Genomic DNA, 19693 nt, shown 5'->3' on the forward strand with positions numbered 1-19693 from the left:
CGCGGCGGCGGACCGTCCGGGCATGGCGCGCACAGAGTCCTCCGGTCCCGCGGGGTCGTCCGGTCCCGCGGCCACCGAGCCGGTCCCCGGCGCGGTCGACGGGCCGGCCGTGGGCCCGGCGGGCGCCCGTGCCGCGGGCGCCGGGTCCGCAGGGAGCGCCGGGCCGGCGGGCAGCGACGGGGCCGCCGCCGGTGACGGGCTCGCGCCGGACGTCGCCACCGCCGTCGAGGAGTTCACCGGGCACCTGAGTCACGAGCGGAACCGTTCGCCGCACACCGTCCGCGGCTACCGCTCGGACCTCACCGACCTGCTCCGCGGGCTCCCCGGCCTCGGTGCGCTCGACCTGGACCACCTGCGTCGGCGGCTCGGCGCGACGCACGCCGCAGGCGCCGGGCGGGCCACCGTCGCCCGGCGCACCGCCGCGGCCCGCACGTTCTGCGCCTGGGCGGTGCGCACCGGGCGGCTCGACCACGACCCGGCCGCCCGGCTCGGGTCGCCGCGCGCGGGCACCGTCCTGCCGGAGGTGCCTGCCGCGGCGGAAACCGCGGCGGTGCTGGCCGCCGTGACCTCCGGCGCGGCCGAGGACGCCCCGGAGGCGCTGCGCGACCTGCTGGTCCTCGAACTGCTCTACGCGACCGGGATCCGGGTCGCGGAGCTGTGCGGGCTGGACGTCGGGGCGGTCGACGAGTCCGCCCGTACGCTGCGGGTCCGGGGCAAGGGCGACCGGGAACGGACCGTCGTGTTCGGGGTGCCCGCCGCGCGCGCCCTGCGCCGCTGGCTCGACCACGGCCGACCGGCGCTGGCGACCCCGTCGTCGCCGCCGGCGCTGCTGCTGGGCGTGCGGGGCGGGCGGCTGGACCCGCGCGTCGCCCGGACCGTCGTGCACCGCGCGATCCGGTCGGTACCGGGCGTCCCCGACGTCGGACCGCACGGTCTGCGGCACGCCGCGGCGACCCATCTGCTCGAGGGCGGAGCCGACCTTCGTTACGTACAGGAGTTACTCGGTCACGCTACGCTGTCGACGACACAGCTCTACACGCATGTGACCGTCGACCGGTTGAAGGTGGTTCATGACCAGGCGCACCCTCGGGCCTGAGGCGTCCCCCACGACGCCCCGCCGTCCCGACGCGTTCCCCACCGCCCTGGCCACGGCCCTCGACCGGAGGGCCGCGGGGGCCGACATGCCCCGCGCGGCCGTCCTCGGACCGGTCCCCGACCCACCCGGGCACCCGCGCCGCGGCCCCCTCGACGCCACCACCGGACGACCGCCGGCGGGCGCGGCCCCCGCGTGCATCGCCCTCGTCCCGGCGACGGGCCGGGCGCCCCGCGACACGCCCGACGCCGCACCGGGTCACCTGAACGAGACCGTCGAGCCGGCCGTCGTGCCGCTGTGGCGCGAGTTCCTCGCCACCCGCGGCGCCGCCGCGCGACGAGGCCTGGTCGAGCACCACGCCCCGCTCGTGCGCGGTGTGGGGACGAAGCTGGCGGTGCGGCTGCCGTCGTCGATCGAGCTCGCCGACCTGCTGCAGTCCGGGACGTTCGGCCTGATGGAGGCCGTCGACCGGTTCGACCCCGCCCGCGGGATCCGCTTCGAGGCCTACGCGGCCCAGCGGGTCCGGGGCGCCATGCTCGACGAGCTGCGTGCCCAGGACTGGGTGCCCCGCACCGTGCGGGCGCGCAGCCGCGAGGTCGAACGGGCCCGTGAGGCGGTGCAGTTCCGCGCCGGGCGCCCCGCGACCGACGGCGAGCTGGCCGCGGAGCTGGGCGTCGCGGTGCGCGACCTCCGTCAGGCCCGGCGGCCGATGTACCTGGTCAGCGCCGAGGACCTCGGCGCGGTCGGCCCGGCGGGCTCGCCGCTGTCGACGCTCCCGGCCGACGACTCGGTGGACCCGGTGACCGCGGCGGTCCGGAGGGAGACCGGGGCGGAGCTGCGTGCCGCGATCGGGCTGCTGGGGGAGCGGGACCGGCTGGTCCTGCATCTCTACTACGTCGAGAACCGGACGCTGGCCGAGATCGGCGGGGTCCTCGGGGTCACCGAGTCCCGGGTCTGCCAGCTGCACGCCCGGGTGATCACCCGGCTGCGGGCGTCGATGCGGCCGGCGCTGGCGGGCTGACCCGGCCCGGAGCGTCCTCCGCGGGTTCCGGCGCCCCCTCCCAGGGGAGCAGCCGCACCCGGGGAGGCCGCAGCAGCACCAGTGGGTCCAGGTGGTCGAGCCGCTCCCGGCGCACGCCCCAGTGCAGGCAGGCCGCGACCGGGCACCCGATGTGCCCGGGTTCCAGCGTCCCCACCGGGTCGCCCCCGGCGAGCCGCGCCCCGGCGACGACGACGGCGGTCACCGGCTCGTAGGTGCTCCGCAGCCCGTCGGGGTGGTCGACGGAGACGACGCCGCGCCCGGCGATCCGCCCGGCGAACACCACTACCCCCTCCCGTGCGACGAGCACCGCCTGCCCGGGGGAGCCACCGAGGTCGGCGCCGCGGTGCCCGCGGCCGTAGCGGAACGCGGGCTTGCGGAACACCGCGGTGACCGACGGGGGCGGGAGCAGCGGCCAGGCGTAGTCCGCCCCCGGGGCCGGGATCCCCGCTCCGGGCGGCCGCGGCGGCGCGGGCGCCGGGCCCGCTCCGTCCGGGGGCCCGCCCGGAGTGGGCCCGGCGCCGGGCGGGGGCGGGACGCCGTCGGCCCCGGGAGGTGGCCCCGGAGCCGGGACGGCGGTCCCCGACGCCGCGACCGCCGGCGCGGTGACCGCCGCTGCTGCGACCGCCGGTGCCGCGACCACCGGTGAAGGGACCGCCGGTGCCGGGACCACCGGTGAAGGGACCGCCGGTGCGGCGACCGCCGCCCCCGGCGGCACGAGCGCCGCTCCGGTCACGACCACGGCGAGCAGCACCGCCCCCGCCCGTAGCCCGGTCCGCCATCCGGGGAGGGACGCGTGACGCGGGTCCCGGGGCGGGGGAGCGGACGGCGAGGGGAGAGGCACCCGTCCAGCCTGCGACGACGACCGCTCGTCGCCGGGGTGGATCGTCGTCCTGGGGACGTACCGGCCGGTTGTGGACTGCCGCCGCCGGAACCGGGCTCCGCCGCGATCGGCCCGGAGGCCCCGGCGTACACTGGAGCCCGCACCACGTCCGTCGTGGTGACTTCGCGCGCCCGCTCGCCCGTTGCGCCGTCCCCCCAGGGTACGGCGTCGGGAGCGGAGGCCGGGCGGTCCTGCGATCCCGACGTCACGCTCACGTGTGACCAGGGGGAGCGGGTCCGGCTCCGCCGCGGGCGCCAGGGTGGTCCGCCGACCGGTGGGCCCACGAACCGCCTGCGCGGCATCCGCCGCGCCCGACCGAGAGGTGATCGCAGGCCATGGCCGTCGTCACCATGAAGCAGCTGCTCGACAGCGGCGTGCACTTCGGGCACCAGACCCGTCGCTGGAACCCGAAGATGAAGCGCTACATCCTCACCGAGCGCAACGGCATCTACATCATCGACCTCCAGCAGACGCTGTCGTACATCGACCGCGCCTACGAGTTCGTGCGCGAGACCGTCGCGCACGGCGGGACGATCATGTTCGTCGGCACCAAGAAGCAGGCCCAGGAGGTCATCGCCGAGGAGGCGGCCCGGGTCAACATGCCGTACGTCAACCAGCGCTGGCTGGGCGGCATGCTCACCAACTTCCAGACCGTCCACCGTCGCCTGCAGCGCCTCAAGGAGCTCGAGGCGATGGAGCAGAACGGTGGCTTCGAGGGCCGCTCGAAGCGCGAGATCCTCACGCTGACCCGTGAGAAGGACAAGCTCGAGAAGACCCTCGGCGGTATTCGCGACATGTCCAAGGTCCCGTCCGCCGTCTGGATCGTGGACACCAAGAAGGAGCACATCGCCGTCGGCGAGGCCCGGAAGCTCAAGATCCCGGTCGTCTCCATCCTGGACACGAACTGCGACCCGGACGAGGTCGACTTCCCGATCCCGGGCAACGACGACGCGATCCGCTCGGCCGCGCTGCTGACCAAGGTCATCGCCAAGGCCGCCGCCGACGGTCTGGTCTCCCGTGGCCAGCGCCGGGGCGAGGGTGGCGAGGCCGCCGCCGAGCAGCCGCTCGCCGAGTGGGAGCAGGACGTCCTGGCGGGCAACGAGGTCGGCTCCGACGGTGCCAGCCTCTCCGCCGCCGGTGGCGACGGTGCGGCGGCCGCGGCCGCCCCCGCCTCCACCAGCAACGGCACCCAGAACTGAGTGCGCGCGTCCGGCGGGCCCACGCACCGTGGGCCCGCCGGACGCGACCCGGTGATCCATTCCCGTCACGACCCAGAGGACGAGAGACACCCGATGGCGAACTACACCGCCGCCGACGTCAAGCGGCTCCGTGAGCTCACCGGCTCCGGGATGATGGACTGCAAGAAGGCGCTCGAGGAGTCCGAGGGCGACTTCGACAAGGCCGTCGAGCTCCTCCGCATCAAGGGCGCGAAGGACGTGGGCAAGCGCGCCGAGCGCGCCACCGCCAACGGCCTGGTCGTCGCCGACGGCGGCACCCTGGTCGAGCTGGACTGCGAGACCGACTTCGTCGCGAAGTCCGACGACTTCATCGCGCTGGCCGAGAAGATCCTGGCCACCGCGGTCGCCGAGAAGCCGGCCGACCTCGACGCCCTGCGCGAGACCAAGCTCGAGGACGGCACCGTGGGCGAGGCCGTGCAGGCCCTGTCCGCCCGCATCGGCGAGAAGTTCGAGCTGAAGCGCTACGCCCGGGTCGACGGCCAGGCTGCCGTCTACTTGCACAAGCGCGCCACCGACCTGCCCCCGCAGATCGGTGTCCTGCTCGCCTACGACGGCGGCGACGCCGAGGCCGCCCGCGGTCTCGCGATGCAGGTCGCGGCGGCCCGGCCGGAGTACCTGACCCGTGAGCAGGTCCCCGCCGAGATCGTCGAGAACGAGAAGAAGATCGCGGAGGCGACCGCCCGCGAGGAGGGCAAGCCCGAGCAGGTCCTGCCCCGCATCGTCGAGGGCCGGGTCAACGGCTACTACAAGGACGTCGTGCTCCTGGAGCAGGCCTCCGTCGTCGACCCGAAGAAGTCGGTCAAGGCCGTCGCCGACGAGGCGGGTCTGACCATCACCGACTTCGTGCGCTTCGAGGTCGGCCAGAACTGATCCTTCCCACCCCCGCCCGGGTGGTGCTCCGCGCACCGCCCGGGCGGAGGGTGAGAGGATCGTGACCGCCAGCGAGTACGACCAGGCCGGGGGATGCAACCGTGATCGAGGAAACCCTCTTCGACGTCGAGGAGAAGATGGAGAAGGCCGTCACGGTCGCCCGTGACGATCTGGCGTCGGTGCGTACCGGCCGGGCCACTCCGAACATGTTCTCCCGGATCGTCGTGGACTACTACGGCGCGTGGACCCCGCTGAACCAGCTCGCCTCGGTGTCGATCCCCGAGGCGCGGATGGCGGTCATCAAGCCCTACGACGCCAGCCAGCTCAAGCAGCTCGAGAAGGCCATCGCCGACTCGGACCTCGGGGTCAACCCGTCCAACGACGGGCAGATCATCCGCGTGATCATCCCGCAGCTCTCCGAGGAGCGGCGCCGGGACATGGTCAAGGTCGCCCGCGGCAAGGGCGAGGACGCGCGTGTCGTGCTCCGCGGCCTGCGCCGCAAGGCGATGGACGAGCTGCACCGCATCCAGCGTGACGGTGAGGCCGGCGAGGACGAGGTCGCCCGCGCCGAGAAGGAGCTGCAGGGCGTCACGGACCGCTACGTCGCGCAGATCGACGAGCTGGTCAAGAACAAGGAATCCGAGCTCCTCGAGGTCTGAGCCCGGTGCCCTCCTCCTTCGACGCCGCCGTCCCCGTGACCTCCGACCTCCCCGGTGACGGGCCGGCCGGCGTGTCGGCGACTCCGGATGTGCCGAAGCCCGTCCGGGGGCAGAAGGGGTACAAGCGGTCCCGGCTGGGCCGCAACCTCGTCGCGGCGATCGCGGTCGGCGTCGGGCTCGGCGTCATCATCCTGCTGAGCCTGCTGATCCAGCGTCAGGGCTTCGTCCTGGTGCTCGCCTGCGTCACCGCGGTGGGTACCTGGGAGCTCGCGGGCGCGCTGCGCCGGGGTGCCGACATCCGGGTCTCGCTGCCGGTGCTGCTGGTCGGCGGCCAGGCCGTCGTCTGGCTGTCCTGGCCGTTCGGCCTCTACGGGGCCGCGGTCGCCCTCGCCGCGACGGTGCTGGGCTGCCTGCTGTGGCGGATGCGGACCGGCGCCGCGCACTTCGTGCGCGACATCAGCGCCTCGCTGTTCGTCGCGGTCTACGTCCCGCTGCTCGTGGCCTTCGCCGTGCAGCTGACCGTCGCCCCGGACGGCGTGGGCCGGGTCCTGACCTTCCTGCTCTGCGTGGTCGCCTCCGACGTCGGCGGGTACGCGGCGGGCGTCGTCGCGGGCCGGCACCCGATGGCCCCCACGATCAGCCCGAAGAAGTCCTGGGAGGGCTTCGCCGGTTCGCTGGTCGCCGGGATGGCCGCGGGCTCGCTCTGCATCGGTCTGATGCTGGACGCGCCCTGGTACTGGGGGCCGCTCGTCGGTGCACTGCTCGTCGCGACGGCCACCCTGGGCGACCTGGTCGAGTCGCTGGTGAAGCGCGACATCGGCGTCAAGGACATGGGCAACCTGCTGCCCGGGCACGGCGGTCTGATGGACCGTCTGGACTCGCTGCTGCCGACCGCGTTCGTCGCCTGGGCGATCCTCGGGATCGTCGTCCCGATCGCGTGAAGCGCACCTACCAGGGGTTCGGCGGTCAGCCGAAGCCCGGCCCGGCCATCCCCAGCCCGAACATCTGGAACTGGCCCGAGGTCTACGAGACCGAGAACCGCGCCCAGGACGCCGACGGCGAGCTCTGGGCCGCGCTGTGGGCCGAGACCGGCGGCTGGGCGGGGGCCGACGTCGTCGACGTCGGCTGCGGGGACGGCTTCCACCTGCCGCGCTTCGCCGAGCAGGCCGCCACCGTCACCGGTGTCGAGCCGCACCCGCCGCTGGTCGAACGGGCACGACGGCGCGTGGCCGGAGACGACCGCATCACCGTGCACGCCGCGGGCGCCGAGCGGCTCCCGCTGCCCGATGCCTGCGCGGACCTGGTCCACGCCCGCACCGCGTACTTCTTCGGGCCGGGCTGTGAACCGGGGCTCGCCGAGGCCGAGCGGGTACTGCGCCCGGGCGGGGTGCTCGCCGTCGTCGACCTGGACTTCACGGTGCGGCCGTACGGGACGTGGCTGCGTGCCGACCTGCCCCGCTACGACCCGCCCGCGGTCGACCGGTTCTTCGCCGCCCACGGCTTCGCGCTGCGCCGGGTCGTCTCGACCTGGCGGTTCGACACCCGCGCGGACCTGGAGGAGGTCCTGCGCATCGAGTTCTCCGCCCGGACCGCGCGCCGGGCGATCGACGACGTCGCCGACCGCACCGTGCGCGTGGGCTACCGGCTCCACACCCGGCGCCGCGCCGACGGCCTCGTCCTGCCGTCCTGAGCCCGCGGCGCCGGGAGCGGCCTCAGGCCAGGGTGATCGACCCGTCCGCGACGGTGACCTGCCGCGGGTCGAGCGGCCGCTGGGCCGGCCCGTCGACGACGGCGCCGTCGAGGGAGAAGCGGCTGTTGTGGCACGGGCAGACGATCTGGCCGTCGGTGACCTGGCTGACGGTGCAGCCCTGGTGCGGGCAGATCGCGGACAGGCCGGTGAACGTCCCCTGCTGCGGCTGGGTCACGACGACCTGCGCGTCGGCGTAGATCGCGCCGCCGCCGACCGGCACCGCGGACGCCGGGCCGAGGACGGTGCCGGGGGAGCCCTCCGGGGCGTCCCCGGTCTGGGCCTGCCCGCCGCCTGCGGTGGTGCTGGAACCGCCGCCACCGCAGGCGGCGACCGCGCCGATCGCGGCCACGCCGGCACCGGCGATCATCGCGCGGCGGCCGAGGGCAGGCCCTCCGGCGCGCGGGGCGGGGTCGGGCTCGGTGGAGGACGTCGTGGGGAGGGTCATGGCTCTCCTGGGGGAGGCCGGGCGGGCCCGGCGGTGTGGTGGTGGCGGCCCGGGGCTCGGGGACCCGGGGCACGTGACGAGCCTCCCATGATGTCCGGTTCGAGGTAGGACGGGTGTGTCGTTCCGCCACACCTGCGCCGTGTCCCGGGCCGCTCTCGCTACCGTGGATGCATGCCGTACACGATGCGCCAGCCGTCGCTGGGCGTTCCCGTGCCGAGCCTGGAGATCGTCCTGGGCCTGCTGGCCTGGGTGGTCGGTGCGGGCGGCCTCGGGAACGGGTTCGCCACCGTCCTCGTCGCGCTCGGGATCTTCCTGACCGCGTACCTGTGGATCGTGCGCCGGCGCAACGCCGCAATGGCGGTGACCCTGCACCCCGAGCGGAAGCGGCGGATGCAGCGGCTGGTCGTGATCGGCGTCGCCGGGGTCGTGCTGCTTCCGTCGCTGCTGTCCCTGGTCGACTACGGCGAGCTGGCCACCGCCCTGTCCGCCGCCCTCGTCGGGGTGCTGCTGATCCAGGCGTCCACCGTGCTGGAGGAGCGCAGCCTCGTCGCGACCGGCGGCCTGGTGCTGCTCATCGCCGCGTTCGGCGCCTTCCTGGCCCTGACCTACCAGGGCCAGGGGACCGGGTCCGCGGTGCCGGTGACCGGGCTCTGCGCCGGGATCGTGCTGTGGGTCGCGGCCGCGCGCAGGCTCGGGATCCTGGAGGACCTGTCCCGGCGCTACAACGTGCGGATCCCCGGGATCCGCTGACCCGCGGCCGGGCTGGCACACTGGAGGTGCCATGTCCAGCCTCCCGCTCGTCTTCGACGCACCCCGCCGCGGTACTCCGCCCCGCCACCTCGCCGACGTCGACCCGGCCGACCGTGCCGCCGTCGCGCAGGAGCTCGGCGTACCGCGGTTCCGCCTCGACCAGTTGGCCCGCCACTGGTTCGGTCGTCTCACCGACGACCTCGACACCATGAGCGACCTCGGCGGTGACGTCCGGGAGAAGCTGCGCCCGCTGCTCCCGCCGCTGGTCACGCCGCTGACCGAGAAGGCCTGCGACGGCGGCGCCACCCGCAAGACGCTGTGGCGCGGCCACGACGGCGTGCTCGCCGAGAGCGTGCTGATGCGCTACCCGGACCGGGCGACGGTCTGCATCTCCAGCCAGGCCGGCTGCGGGATGGCGTGCCCGTTCTGCGCCACCGGCCAGGGCGGCCTGCAGCGCAACCTGTCGACCGCCGAGATCGTCGACCAGGTCCGCCGCGCCGCCGCCCAGGCCCGCGACGGCGTGCTGGACGAGCCGACCCGGCTGTCGAACGTCGTGTTCATGGGGATGGGCGAGCCGCTCGCCAACTACAAGCGGGTCGTCGCCGCCGTCCGCCGGATCACCGAGCCGGCCCCGGACGGGCTGGGCATCTCCGCGCGCGGGGTCACCGTGTCCACCGTCGGGCTCGTCCCGGCGATCGACCGGCTCCGCGAGGAGGGGATCCCGGTCACCCTGGCCATCTCGCTGCACTGCCCGGACGACGAGCTGCGCGACACCCTCGTACCGGTCAACAACCGGTGGAAGGTGGCCGAGGTCCTCGACGCGGGCCGGCGCTACGCCACCACGACCGGCCGCCGCGTCTCCATCGAGTACGCGCTGATCCGCGACGTGAACGACCAGCCGTGGCGCGCCGACATGCTGGCGAAGGTCCTGCGGCAGCACATCGGCACGTCCCGGGTGCACGTCAACCTCATCCCGCTGAACCCGACGCCGGGCAGCGAGTGGGACGCGTCGCCGAAGCCCGTCGAGGAGGAGTTCGTGCGCCGGGTGCGCGCGGCCGGCGTCGCCTGCACCGTCCGCGACACCCGCGGCCAGGAGATCGACGCGGCCTGCGGACAGCTCGCCGCGTCGCATCCGGGCTGACCCGCCCGGCGACCCCCTCGGCAGCTCGCCGCGTCGCGTCCGGGCCCGCCCGCCCGGCGACCCCCTCGCGTCGCCGGGCGGACCCGCTCAGAGCCGGTCGCCGCTCTCCGGGTGGAACAGGTGCAGCCCCTCGGTCGACGGCGTCAGTGCGACCCGGTCCCCGCGCCGCGCCCCGGTACGCCCCGCGGTCCGCACGACGACGGCGTCGTCGCGCGAGCCGGTCAGCGACGCCGTCGCCGACAGGTCACCGGAGGACTCGGCCAGGGTGCCGTAGAGGTAGGCGTCCGACCCGAGCTCCTCGACGACGTCGACCCGGGCCGGGATGCCCTCGCCGCCGTCGGGGGAGACCGTCCACTGCTCGGGACGGATGCCCAGGGTCACCTCGGTGAGCTGGTGCGCCCCGATCGTCGACCGGACGTCCTGGGGCAGCGCGACCTCCCGCCCGGCGAGGGTCACCCCGCGCTCGGTCACCTTCGCGGTGAACAGGTTCATCGCCGGCGAACCGATGAACCCGGCGACGAACGCGTTCTGCGGCCGGTCGTACAGGTCGGCCGGGCTGGCGAACTGCTGCAGCTTCCCGTCGGCGAGCAGCGCGACGCGGTCGCCCATCGTCATGGCCTCGACCTGGTCGTGGGTGACGTAGACGGTGGTGACGCCCAGACGTCGCTGCAGCGCCGCGATCTCGGTGCGGGTCTGCACCCGCATCTTCGCGTCGAGGTTCGACAGCGGCTCGTCCATCAGGAAGACCCGCGGCTCGCGCACGATCGCCCGGCCCATCGCGACGCGCTGGCGCTGGCCGCCGGACAGGGCGCGCGGCTTGCGGTCGAGGTAGTCGGTCAGGCCGAGGATCTCGGCGGCCTCCTTGACCTTGACCGCGCGCTCGGCCTTGTCGATCCCGGCCATCTTCAGCGGGAACGCCATGTTCTCCCCGACGGTCTTGTTCGGGTAGAGCGCGTAGTTCTGGAACACCATGGCGATGTCCCGGTCCCGGGAGGGGACCCCGACCATGTTCTCGCCGTCGATCCGGATCGAGCCGCCGTCGATCTCCTCGAGGCCCGCGAGCATCCGCAGCGCCGTCGACTTGCCCGATCCGGACGGCCCGACGAGCACGACGAACTCGCCGTCCTCGATCGTCAGGTCCAGCCGGTCGACGGCCGGCTTGGCTCCGGGGGTGTAGATCCGAGATGCCTGGTCGAACACCACGTCAGCCACGGCGGGCTCCCATCCTGGTCACGAACACGATCACTTGACGGCCCCGAAGGACAGGCCCTGGACCAGCTTGTTCTGGGCGATCCAGCCGGCGATGACGACCGGCAGCGCGGCCACGGTGGCCGCCGCGCAGAGGCTGGCGAAGTACAGGCCCTCGGAGGTGATGAACCCGACGAGGTACACGGGCACGGTCGCGGCCCGCGAGGCGGTCAGGTTCACCGCGAAGAAGAACTCGTTCCAGGCGAAGATCATGCAGATCAGCGCGGTGGCGGCCATGCCGGGCGAGATGATCGGCAGCACGACCTCGCGCAGCGAGCGCCACAGCGACGCCCCGTCCATGCTCGCGGCCTCCAGGAGCTCCTTGGGGACCTCCAGGAAGAACGACCGCATCATCCACACCGCGATCGGCAGGTTCATCGCCGTGTAGAGCACGACGAGCGTCCAGATGTTGTCCAGGGCACCCAGGTAGTTCACGACGACGTAGATCGGCACGATCGCCGCGACGACCGGCAGCATCTTGGTCGAGATGAAGAAGAACAGCACGTCCTGGGTCTTGCGCACCGGCCGCAGCGACAGCGCGAACGCGGCCGGGGTGCCCAGCAGGAGCACCAGGACCGTCGAGGCGACCGTCGCGAACAGCGAGTTGAGCAGGTAGGGCCCGACCCCGCCGCCGAACACCTCGGCGAAGTTGTCGAACGTGGGGACGAAGAACACCGTCGGCGGGATCGTGACGGCCTGCGCCTCGGTCTTGAAGGCGGTCATCACCATCCACAGCACGGGGAAGAAGAACCCGAGCCCGACGATCCAGGCCAGCACGCTCAGCAGCGGCCCGGCCCCGCGCGGCGCCTTCCGCGGCGTCGTCGCGGGGGTGGAGGTCCGTTCGGCGACTGCGGTCATCACGCCTCCTCGGCGGCGGAGAAGCTGCGGAAGATCAGGCGCAGCGCCAGGGTGGCGACGATGATCGTCGCCACCACGGTGACCACGCCCATCGCGGCGGACTCGCCGATGTCGAAGCCCAGGAACGCCCGCTGGTAGATGTAGAACGGCAGGTTCGCCGACGCCGTACCCGGACCGCCCTGGGTCATCATGTAGATCGTGTCGAACGTGTTGACCAGGTAGATGGCGCCGAGCACGACACCGAGCTCGATGAACCGCTGCAGGTGCGGCAGCGTCACCTCGCGGAACACCGCGAACCCGGTCGCCCCGTCCATCCGGGCGGCCTCGAGGACCTCCTGCGGCTGGGAGCCGAGCCCGGCGAGGATCAGCAGCATCATGAACGGCGTCCACTGCCACACCAGCGCGATGATCACCGCGGCCCGCGGGAAGGTGGACACCCAGTCGGTCTGCCCGGCGCCGAACGGCGAGAGCAGGAAGTTCACCAGGCCGTAGGTGGGGTCGAACAGCACCGACTTCCACATCAGCGCACCGGCGACGGGAGTGATCAGGAACGGCGTGATGATCAGCGTCCGGACGATGCCGCGGCCGAGGAACGCGCGGTTGAGCAGCAGCGCGATCAGCAGCCCGAGCACCATCGCGATCGCGACCGCGCCCAGGGTGAGCAGGATCGAGTTCAGCGCGACGCCGCGGAACTGCGAGTCGGTGAACACCGTCGCGTAGTTCTCCAGCCCGACGAAGCGCTGGCTGCCGGGGCGCACCAGGTTCCAGGACTGCAGCGAGTACCAGATCGTCACCAGGAACGGCAGCTGCGTGACGATGATCGTGAAGATCAGCGCGGGCAGCAGCGGTGCCCGGCGGATCCAGCCGTCGCGGCGTTCCGCGGCCGGTGAGGTCTGCCGTTCCGGTGCCGCCTGCGGTGGTGCCTCTGTGGTCGTCACCGGTCGCCCCCGCTCTGCTGGTAGGACTCGCCGACGGTCTCGGCGTACTGCTGGGCCTGGTCGAGGGCCTCGTCAGCGGTCTGCTGCCCGGCGATGGCCGCGGAGATCTGCTGGCTGACCCGGGTCCCCAGGTCCTGGAACTCGGGGATCCCGACGAACTGCAGCCCGGTGTACGGGACGGGGTCGCGGGTCGGCCGGTCCTGGTCGGCGGCGTTGATCGCGGCGATGGTCTGCGGCGCGTAGGCCTTCGACGCCGCGACGTACTCGGGGATCCGGTAGGTCGACTGGCGGGCGCCGGGCGGGACCGAGGTCCAGCCGAGCTCCTCGCCGACCATCTTCTGGTACGGCTTGGACGTCATCCAGGACAGGAACTTCCAGGTCGCGTCGACCTGCTCGGGGCCCTTCTCCGCGGTGGTGCGGGGGATGGCCAGCGCCCACGAGTACAGCCAGCCCGAGGACAGGCCGTCGACGCCGGTCGGCGCCGGCGCGTAGCCGACCTTCCCGGCGACGTTGGACTGGGCCGGGTCCTCCAGCAGACCTGCGGCGACGGTGGCGTCGAACCACATCGCGGTGTTGCCCTGGCTGAACTGGTTGCCGCACTCGGAGAACCCGGAGCCCGCGGCGCCGGCCTGGCCGTCGCGGCGGACGAGGTCGACGTAGAAGTTGACCGCCTTGCGCACCTCGGGGGAGGTCAGCTGGGCGTTCCACCGGTCGTCGAACCAGCGGCCGCCGTAGGAGTTGATCATCGCGTCGACCGGGGCCATGACCTCGCCCCAGCCGGGCTTGCCGCGCAGGCAGATGCCACCGCGGCCTTGCTCGCGGTCGGTGAGACGGTCGGCGAACTGCGCGACCTGGTCCCAGGTCGGCTTCGCGGGCATCGTCAGCCCGGCCTGCTCGAACAGGTCCTTGCGGTACATCAGGAACGCGGACTCGCCGTAGAACGGCACCGAGTACATGTGTCCGTCGGGGCCGGACAGGGCGCCGCGGATGGTCGGTGTGAAGTCGTCCCGGTCGTAGCCGGGCGTGGCGTCCATCAGCGGGTCGAGGTCGACCAGCCAGCCGTTGCGGGCCCACTGGGGGGTCTCGTAGTTCGAGATCATCACGGCGTCGAACTCGTCGCCGCCGGTGGCGACCGACGCGGTGATCTTCGCGCGGGCCTCGTTCTCGGACAGGCTCACGAAGCGCACGGTGATGCCGGGATTCTCGGCCTCGAACCGGGGGCTGAGCTCGATCGCGTCCTCCATCTGCGGGTTGGACACGATCGCGATCGTCACGATCCGGGTGCCCTGAGGCAGGCCGAACGTTCCGGCCCCGGCGCAGCCGGTGAGGGCGAGACCGATGACCGCCAGCAACGCGGTGAGGACGGCGGGACGCGACCTGGTTCTCGGGCGCACGGGCACTCTCCTCGTCGTCGAGGGCTCCGACGGGTGTGCAACGGGGTGGTCCGGGACACGTCCGTCCGGTATGACCGGTGCACGGTATGCGTGGAGTAACCGCTTGCGCAACCGGTTGCCTGTACGCTGTCGCCAACCCGTGACCCGCCTCGGAGGTGCGTGATCGCGACCATGGCCGAGGTCGCCCGGCTCGCCGGGGTCTCCACCGCGACCGTGTCCCACGTCCTGAACGGCACCCGGCCCGTCCGGGAGACCACCCGCGAGCAGGTGCTGGCCGCGATGGCGCAGGTGCACTACACACCCAACGCCGCCGCACGCTCGCTCGCGACCGCGCGCACCCGGACCGTCGGGCTCGCGCTGTCGGCGATCTCCAACCCGTACCTGGGCGAGCTGCTGCACGCGATCGAGGACGAGTCCGCCGCGGCCGGGCACACCCTGCTGCTCGCCGACCCGCACGACGACCCGGGCTACGAGGCGACGGCCGTCGCGCAGCTCCGCAGCCGCGTCGACGGCGTGCTGTTCGCCCCCTCGGGCGACTCCACCGCGACCCTCGAGGCGCTCGCGGCACAGGGCGTGCCGACGGTGCTGGTGGACCGGATGCGCGACGGCGAGCTGGACGAGGTCGGCTCGGAGAACGTCGAGCCCGTCGCCGGGCTGGTCACCCACCTGGCCGAGGCCGGGCACGCGAGCATCGGCTTCGTCGCCGGCCTGGCCGGACTCGCGACGACCGTCGAGCGCCTCGCCGGGTACCGCCTCGGGATGCGCCGGGCCGGCCTCCCGCCCGGGCCGGTGGTGGAGGGACGCTCGGACAGCGAGCCCGCCCGCGTCGTCGTGCGCGAGCTGCTGGCCTCGCCCGAGCGGCCCGCCGCGCTGGTCACCGGCAACAACGCGATGACGATCGGCGCCGTCCAGGCCGCCCACGACCTGGGCCTGCACATCCCCGGGGACCTGGCGCTGGCCGCGTTCGACGACTTCCCGTGGGCCGACGCGTTCAGCCCGCGCCTCACCGTCGTCGCGCAGCCGTTCGCGGACATCGGGCGCGAGGCGGTCCGGCTGCTGCTGCGCCGCATGGCCGAGCCCGAGGCGCAGCGGCGCTCGCTGCGGCTGCCGACGACCTTCGTGCACCGGGAGTCCTGCGGCTGCCGACCATGATCCTTCTCTGCGGAGCGTGCGATGCCCCGCAGGGTGCGCCGGGCTCCGCGGAGAAGGATCACCGCAGTGCCGACCGGATCCGGCCCACCGTGTCGCCCGGCCGGTCCCGGACGTCCTGCCAGGTGAACCGCAGCACCGTCCACCCGGCGGCGACCAGGGCGTTCTGCTTGCGCCGCCCGGAAGCGGGTCGGGTCCGAGTGGAACGCCCAGCCGTCGAGCTCCACCGCGACCCGCTCCGGCACGAACGCGACGTCCACCCGCCACGGACCGAAGGGCCATCCGAGGACGAACCCGGTGAGCCCCGCCCGTCGCAGGTGCGCGACGAGGCGACGTTCGGCCCGCGAGTCGGCGCGGTCGGCGGCCTCGACGACGAGCTCGCGGGCCCGAGCCCACCCGTGGGTCCCGACCCCGCGCTGGAAAGCGGCGAGCAGCTCGGGGAAGGGCAGTCCCCGCTGCAACACACGGTCGAGGAAGGTGGTGCCGTCGGTGAGGGCGACGGCCGTCTCCAGCGCGGTCAGGGCCGGCGCCGTGACGGCGACCCCGCGCCGTTCCGTCCGGTCCGCCGCGTCCAGGGTGCGCCGGCGGACCCGGATCCGGTCCGGTGGTGTGCGCCGCGCGTGCGCGGGGACGGTCACCCCCACGACCGGGAACGCGGTGCTGGGTACCGACATCCGGTGCAGGAACGCCGCCGCGGGCCCGTCGACGACGGCGCCCGGTCCGGCCCACAACGCGGCGGCCACCACCCGTCCCCATGCGGTGGGCCGGTGCGACGCCGCCCGGTACACCCCCGGTGCGACGACCACGACGGCGCCGCGGGCGACCCGGCTGCGCAGTGCCTTCGCCGAGATCCCGCACGCCGTCGCCTGTGCTCGGGAGAACACGCCGTCCTGGCCGCGCAGCACCGTGTCCAGGTCCATGCGGGGCACCCTGGCCGGGAACTGCGCGCGCCACGGGCGAACTCGGGGGAGCCGTTCGCAGTCGTGACCCTTCTCCGCGGAGTCCAGGGTCCCCCGCAGGGCGGCGCGGGTTCCGCGGAGAAGGATCACCCGCGCCCGGCGAGCACCTCCGCGAGGTCGAAGTTCACGGGGCGCTCCAGCTGCTCGTAGGTGCACGAGGCAGGCTCGCGGTCCGGGCGCCACCGCACGAACTGGGTGGTGTGGCGGAACCGCTCGCCCTCCATGTAGTCGTAGCGGACCTCGACCACCCGCTCCGGGCGCAGCGGGACGAAGGACAGGTCCTTGCCGGCGTTCCACCGGCTCGTCTCGGACTTGCGCGGCGTCCGCTCGCCCTCCAGCTGCTTCGCCCAGGCCCACGGGTGGTCGTCGAAGTCGGTGACCAGCGGCTGCAGCTCGGTCATGAGCTCACGGCGGCGCGCCATCGGGAACGCCCCGACGACCCCGACCGACACCAGCACCCCGCGGGCGTCGTGCAGGCCGAGCAGCAGCGACCCGACGGCGTCCGGGCCGGACTTGTGCACCCGGTACCCGGCGACGACGCAGTCCGCGGTCCGCTCGTGCTTCACCTTGGTCATGACGCGCTTGTCGGGCTGGTAGGTCCCGGCCGGGTCCTTCGCGATGAGCCCGTCGAGCCCGGCGCCCTCGAACTTCTCGAACCAGCGGCGCGCGGTGGCGGTGTCGTCGGTGACCGGGGTGAGGTGCACCGGCGGGGCGACGCCGGCGAACGCCTCCTCCAGCAGCGCGCGGCGCTCGGCGAACGGGCGCGCGGTGAGGTCGTCGTCGCCGAGCGCCAGCAGATCGAAGGCGACGAACGACGCCGGCGTCTCGGTCGAGAGCAGGGTCACCCGGCTGGCCGCGGGGTGGATCCGCTGCTGGAGCGCCTCGAAGTCCAGTGCGTTCCCGGAGGCGACGACGATCTCCCCGTCGACGACCGCGCGCGGGGGGAAGTGCGCCTTCACCGCCTCGACGACCTCGGGGAAGTAGCGGGTCATCGGCTTCTCGTTGCGGGAGCCGATCTCCACCTCGTCACCGTCGCGGAAGACGATCGAGCGGAAGCCGTCCCACTTGGGCTCGTAGAGCCTGCCCTCGGGGATCGACGGGGCGGGCTTGGCCAGCATCGGCTTCACCGGGGGCATCACGGGCAGGTCCACGGCGGACGAGTCTCCTCTCGATCGTCGGCGCGAGCATCCCGGCTCGCCCGTCCGAGGGGGGACCGGCCCGGTGCGCCAGACTGATCGGTGTGGGACGACTGCCCGACCGGGAGGCGCTGGAGCGGGCGCGGGACGCGACGATCGACGACGTCCTGCCCGGGCCCGGCGACCCGCCGCTGCGGGTGCTGTTCTGCGGCATCAACCCCGGCCTGGTGTCGGCCGCGACCGGGCACCACTTCGCCCGTCCCGGCAACCGGTTCTGGCCGGTGCTGCACGGGTCCGGGTTCACCCCGCGCCTGCTGGCCCCGGCCGAGCAGGGCGAGCTGGCGCGGCTCGGGCTCGGCATCACGAACATGGCTCCCCGGGCCACCGCGCGGGCCGACGAGCTGTCCGACGACGAGGTCGTCGCCGGTGGGGAGCGGCTGCGCGCGCTCGTCGCGGCGCGGGAGCCGGGGTGGCTGGCCGTCGTCGGCATCGGGGCCTACCGGACCGCGTTCGGGCGGCGCGACGCGGCGGTGGGGGAGCAGACCGACCGGCTGGGGACGACCGGGATCTGGGTGCTGCCGAACCCCTCGGGGCTCAACGCGCACTGGTCGCGCGCGGCGATGGTCGCCGAGTTCGCGCGGCTGCGGGCCCGCGCCCGGGAGCAGGGGCCGGGCTAGGCCCCCGGGGTCGTCGAGCGCAGGAACAGCCCGAGCGCCAGGCCGACGGCGAGGAAGACCAGCAGCCACCACCACGTGCCGGACAGCACCCATACGGCGGACCCGACGGCGAGACCACCGCCGATCCCGTACCCGAGGCGGTTCAACCTGTCCTTGCGTGGCCCGTCGTCCATGGGCGCCGAGCCTAGCGGCCGCCCCCGTCGAGATCGGGCAGATCGGGCGTCTCCGCGCCGTCGCGCTCGTCGCGGTCGGCCCACTCCAGCAACGGCTCGATGCCGAACACGGCCTCGTCGATGCCGGCGTGCAGGTCGCCCAGCTCGGCGTAGCGTGCCGGGACGGTGGCGATCGTGAAGTCCCGGGGCTCGCAGTCGTCGATCTCGTCCCAGGCCACCGGGGCCGACACCCGCGCGTCGGGGGTGCCGCGCACCGAGTAGGCGCAGGCGATCGTGTGGTCGCGGGCGTTCTGGTTGTAGTCGACGAAGACCGTCGACGGGTCGCGGTCCTTGCGCCACCAGGACAGGTCGACGCGGTCGCAGCGGCGCTCCACCTCGCGGGCGAACGCGTGCGCGGCGCGGCGGACGTCGGCGAACCCGTGGTCGGGCGGGATGCGCACGTAGACGTGCAGTCCGGAGCCGCCGGAGGTCTTCGGGAACCCGGTCGCGCCCAGCTCGTCGAGCACCTCGTGCACCACGCCGGCGACGCGGCGGACGTCGGTCCAGGAGGCGTCGGGCATCGGGTCCAGGTCGATGCGCCACTCGTCGGGGGACTCGACGTCGGCGGCGCGGGAGTTCCAGGGGTGGAACTCGACGGTGGACATCTGCACCGCCCAGACGACGTCGGCCGGGTGGGCGACGCACAGCTCGTCGGCGGTGCGGTTGTACCGCGGGAAGGTCACGCGGACGGTGCGCACCCAGTCGGGGGCGCCGCGCGGCAGCCGCTTCTGGTGCACCTTCTCCCCGGTGACGCCGGTGGGGAAGCGGTGCAGCATGCACGGCCGGTCGCGCAGCGCGCGGACGACGCCGTCGCCGACGGCGGTGTAGTAGTCGGCGAGGTCCCGCTTGGTCTCGCCCCGCTCGGGGAAATAGACGCGGTCGGGGCTGGACAGCCGCACCACGCGGTCGCCGATCGTCAGCTCGACCGGCTCACCCGCCCCGCGCGCGGCCACCCGTGGCTCAGAGCCGGCGACGCCGCCGGTAGACCGGGTACGCGACCGCGCCGATCAGGCAGACGGCAGCGGGCACGGCCGAGAACAGGAACTCGGTCCAGCTCACCGGGTGCCCGATGGTGAACAGCAGCAGCACGATGCCGGTGACGGCGGCCGCGATCGGCAGACCCTTGGGGAAGTTCTGGTGCCAGCCCCAGTCGACCGACGGCTCGTCGGCCGGGTCGACCCCGGAGGCGACCGCGATCTCGCGGGTCTTGCTGGTCGTTGCGCTGTGCGCCACTGCCTTGCTGGCCACCGTGTG

At 73.7% G+C, this 19693-nt stretch carries 21 protein-coding genes and 1 pseudogene; 11 read left to right on the forward strand and 11 right to left on the reverse strand.

Features of this window, described 5'->3' with window-relative positions; genetic code table 11:
- The first annotated feature begins 22 nt into the window (after positions 1–22).
- Both MTO91_RS07610 and MTO91_RS07615 read left to right on the forward strand, forming a co-directional pair.
- The gene (locus tag MTO91_RS07610) at positions 23–1096 is read left to right on the forward strand and encodes a tyrosine-type recombinase/integrase (protein WP_476654145.1); all 1074 of its coding nucleotides are present in this window, start codon (positions 23–25) and stop codon (positions 1094–1096) included.
- Positions 1071–2114, forward strand: a complete 1044-nt coding sequence (locus tag MTO91_RS07615) for a FliA/WhiG family RNA polymerase sigma factor (RefSeq protein ID WP_405418609.1) — start codon at positions 1071–1073, stop codon at positions 2112–2114. The genes MTO91_RS07610 and MTO91_RS07615 overlap by 26 nt, the downstream gene beginning before the upstream one ends.
- On the opposite strand, the gene MTO91_RS07620 is transcribed toward MTO91_RS07615, so the two are convergent.
- The gene (locus MTO91_RS07620) at positions 2071–2886 is read right to left on the reverse strand and encodes a M23 family metallopeptidase (RefSeq protein ID WP_476654146.1); all 816 of its coding nucleotides are present in this window, start codon (positions 2884–2886) and stop codon (positions 2071–2073) included. The two genes, MTO91_RS07615 and MTO91_RS07620, sit on opposite strands and share 44 nt — an antisense overlap.
- 464 nt (positions 2887–3350) lie before the next feature.
- Here MTO91_RS07620 and rpsB point away from each other — a divergent pair, with 464 nt between their 5' ends.
- From rpsB to MTO91_RS07645, 5 genes are all read left to right on the forward strand, one after another.
- A complete protein-coding gene (rpsB, locus tag MTO91_RS07625) occupies positions 3351–4214 on the forward strand; it encodes a 30S ribosomal protein S2 (RefSeq protein WP_062401033.1) in 864 nt (287 codons plus the stop codon).
- Positions 4215–4307: 93 nt separating this feature from the next.
- Positions 4308–5123 carry a translation elongation factor Ts gene (gene tsf / locus MTO91_RS07630; RefSeq protein ID WP_062401035.1) on the forward strand — a complete coding sequence of 272 codons (816 nt, stop codon included), beginning with the start codon at positions 4308–4310 and terminating at the stop codon, positions 5121–5123.
- 101 nt (positions 5124–5224) lie between these two features.
- Complete coding sequence (gene frr, locus MTO91_RS07635; RefSeq protein WP_020622047.1) at positions 5225–5782, forward strand: ribosome recycling factor; 558 nt, start codon at positions 5225–5227, stop codon at positions 5780–5782.
- A 5-nt stretch (positions 5783–5787) separates the two neighbouring features.
- Positions 5788–6723 (forward strand): phosphatidate cytidylyltransferase, encoded by a 936-nt coding sequence (locus tag MTO91_RS07640; protein WP_308818468.1) that lies wholly within the window; start codon positions 5788–5790, stop codon positions 6721–6723.
- Positions 6720–7472, forward strand: a complete 753-nt coding sequence (locus MTO91_RS07645; protein ID WP_405418604.1) for a class I SAM-dependent methyltransferase — start codon at positions 6720–6722, stop codon at positions 7470–7472. The genes MTO91_RS07640 and MTO91_RS07645 overlap by 4 nt, the downstream gene beginning before the upstream one ends.
- 22 nt (positions 7473–7494) lie before the next feature.
- On the opposite strand, the gene MTO91_RS07650 is transcribed toward MTO91_RS07645, so the two are convergent.
- Positions 7495–7977 carry a Rieske (2Fe-2S) protein gene (locus tag MTO91_RS07650; RefSeq protein ID WP_251784831.1) on the reverse strand — a complete coding sequence of 161 codons (483 nt, stop codon included), beginning with the start codon at positions 7975–7977 and terminating at the stop codon, positions 7495–7497.
- A gap of 171 nt (positions 7978–8148) precedes the next feature.
- On the opposite strand from MTO91_RS07650, the gene MTO91_RS07655 reads away from it, so the two are divergent.
- Both MTO91_RS07655 and rlmN read left to right on the forward strand, forming a co-directional pair.
- Positions 8149–8727 (forward strand): hypothetical protein, encoded by a 579-nt coding sequence (locus MTO91_RS07655; protein WP_337830210.1) that lies wholly within the window; start codon positions 8149–8151, stop codon positions 8725–8727.
- Between the two features lie 31 nt (positions 8728–8758).
- A complete protein-coding gene (rlmN, locus tag MTO91_RS07660; protein ID WP_062401040.1) occupies positions 8759–9868 on the forward strand; it encodes a dual-specificity RNA methyltransferase RlmN in 1110 nt (369 codons plus the stop codon).
- A gap of 87 nt (positions 9869–9955) precedes the next feature.
- Here the strand turns inward: rlmN and MTO91_RS07665 are convergent, their stop codons facing one another.
- The 4 genes from MTO91_RS07665 to MTO91_RS07680 are packed head-to-tail and all read right to left on the reverse strand — an operon-like array spanning position 9956 to position 14306.
- A complete protein-coding gene (locus tag MTO91_RS07665) occupies positions 9956–11080 on the reverse strand; it encodes an ABC transporter ATP-binding protein (protein ID WP_062401042.1) in 1125 nt (374 codons plus the stop codon).
- A gap of 30 nt (positions 11081–11110) precedes the next feature.
- Positions 11111–11974, reverse strand: a complete 864-nt coding sequence (locus MTO91_RS07670) for a carbohydrate ABC transporter permease (RefSeq protein WP_224403201.1) — start codon at positions 11972–11974, stop codon at positions 11111–11113.
- Entirely contained in the window at positions 11974–12912 is a 939-nt protein-coding gene (locus MTO91_RS07675) for a carbohydrate ABC transporter permease (protein WP_405418602.1), read from the reverse strand. Before MTO91_RS07675 ends, MTO91_RS07670 begins: the two co-directional genes overlap by 1 nt.
- The gene (locus MTO91_RS07680; protein WP_226369757.1) at positions 12909–14306 is read right to left on the reverse strand and encodes an ABC transporter substrate-binding protein; all 1398 of its coding nucleotides are present in this window, start codon (positions 14304–14306) and stop codon (positions 12909–12911) included. Before MTO91_RS07680 ends, MTO91_RS07675 begins: the two co-directional genes overlap by 4 nt.
- A gap of 159 nt (positions 14307–14465) precedes the next feature.
- Between MTO91_RS07680 and MTO91_RS07685 the strand changes: the two genes are divergently transcribed.
- Complete coding sequence (locus MTO91_RS07685; protein WP_476654147.1) at positions 14466–15458, forward strand: LacI family DNA-binding transcriptional regulator; 993 nt, start codon at positions 14466–14468, stop codon at positions 15456–15458.
- A gap of 785 nt (positions 15459–16243) precedes the next feature.
- On the opposite strand, the pseudogene MTO91_RS07690 reads toward MTO91_RS07685, so the two are convergent.
- Together MTO91_RS07690 and MTO91_RS07695 are read right to left on the reverse strand one after the other, a co-directional pair.
- Positions 16244–16375: pseudogene (locus MTO91_RS07690) on the reverse strand (type IV toxin-antitoxin system AbiEi family antitoxin domain-containing protein); the annotation flags it as partial.
- Between the two features lie 125 nt (positions 16376–16500).
- On the reverse strand, positions 16501–17565 hold the full coding sequence (locus tag MTO91_RS07695) for an ATP-dependent DNA ligase (RefSeq protein ID WP_208822446.1): 1065 nt from the start codon (positions 17563–17565) through the stop codon (positions 16501–16503).
- A gap of 89 nt (positions 17566–17654) precedes the next feature.
- Between MTO91_RS07695 and mug the strand changes: the two genes are divergently transcribed.
- Positions 17655–18227 carry a G/U mismatch-specific DNA glycosylase gene (gene mug / locus MTO91_RS07700; RefSeq protein WP_251784826.1) on the forward strand — a complete coding sequence of 191 codons (573 nt, stop codon included), beginning with the start codon at positions 17655–17657 and terminating at the stop codon, positions 18225–18227.
- On the opposite strand, the gene MTO91_RS07705 is transcribed toward mug, so the two are convergent.
- From MTO91_RS07705 to MTO91_RS07715, 3 genes are read right to left on the reverse strand one after another with little or no spacing between them, the layout of a single operon-like run.
- Positions 18224–18400, reverse strand: coding sequence for a hypothetical protein (locus tag MTO91_RS07705; protein ID WP_208822450.1), 177 nt, complete (start codon positions 18398–18400; stop codon positions 18224–18226). The genes mug and MTO91_RS07705 overlap by 4 nt on opposite strands.
- Positions 18401–18411: 11 nt before the next feature.
- Positions 18412–19392 (reverse strand): non-homologous end-joining DNA ligase, encoded by a 981-nt coding sequence (gene ligD / locus MTO91_RS07710; RefSeq protein WP_476654148.1) that lies wholly within the window; start codon positions 19390–19392, stop codon positions 18412–18414.
- Positions 19393–19399: 7 nt separating this feature from the next.
- The gene (locus MTO91_RS07715) at positions 19400–19687 is read right to left on the reverse strand and encodes a DUF2631 domain-containing protein (RefSeq protein WP_168172194.1); all 288 of its coding nucleotides are present in this window, start codon (positions 19685–19687) and stop codon (positions 19400–19402) included.
- Positions 19688–19693: the final 6 nt, after the last annotated feature.

Source organism: Pseudonocardia sp. 2-7 (assembly GCF_056341085.1).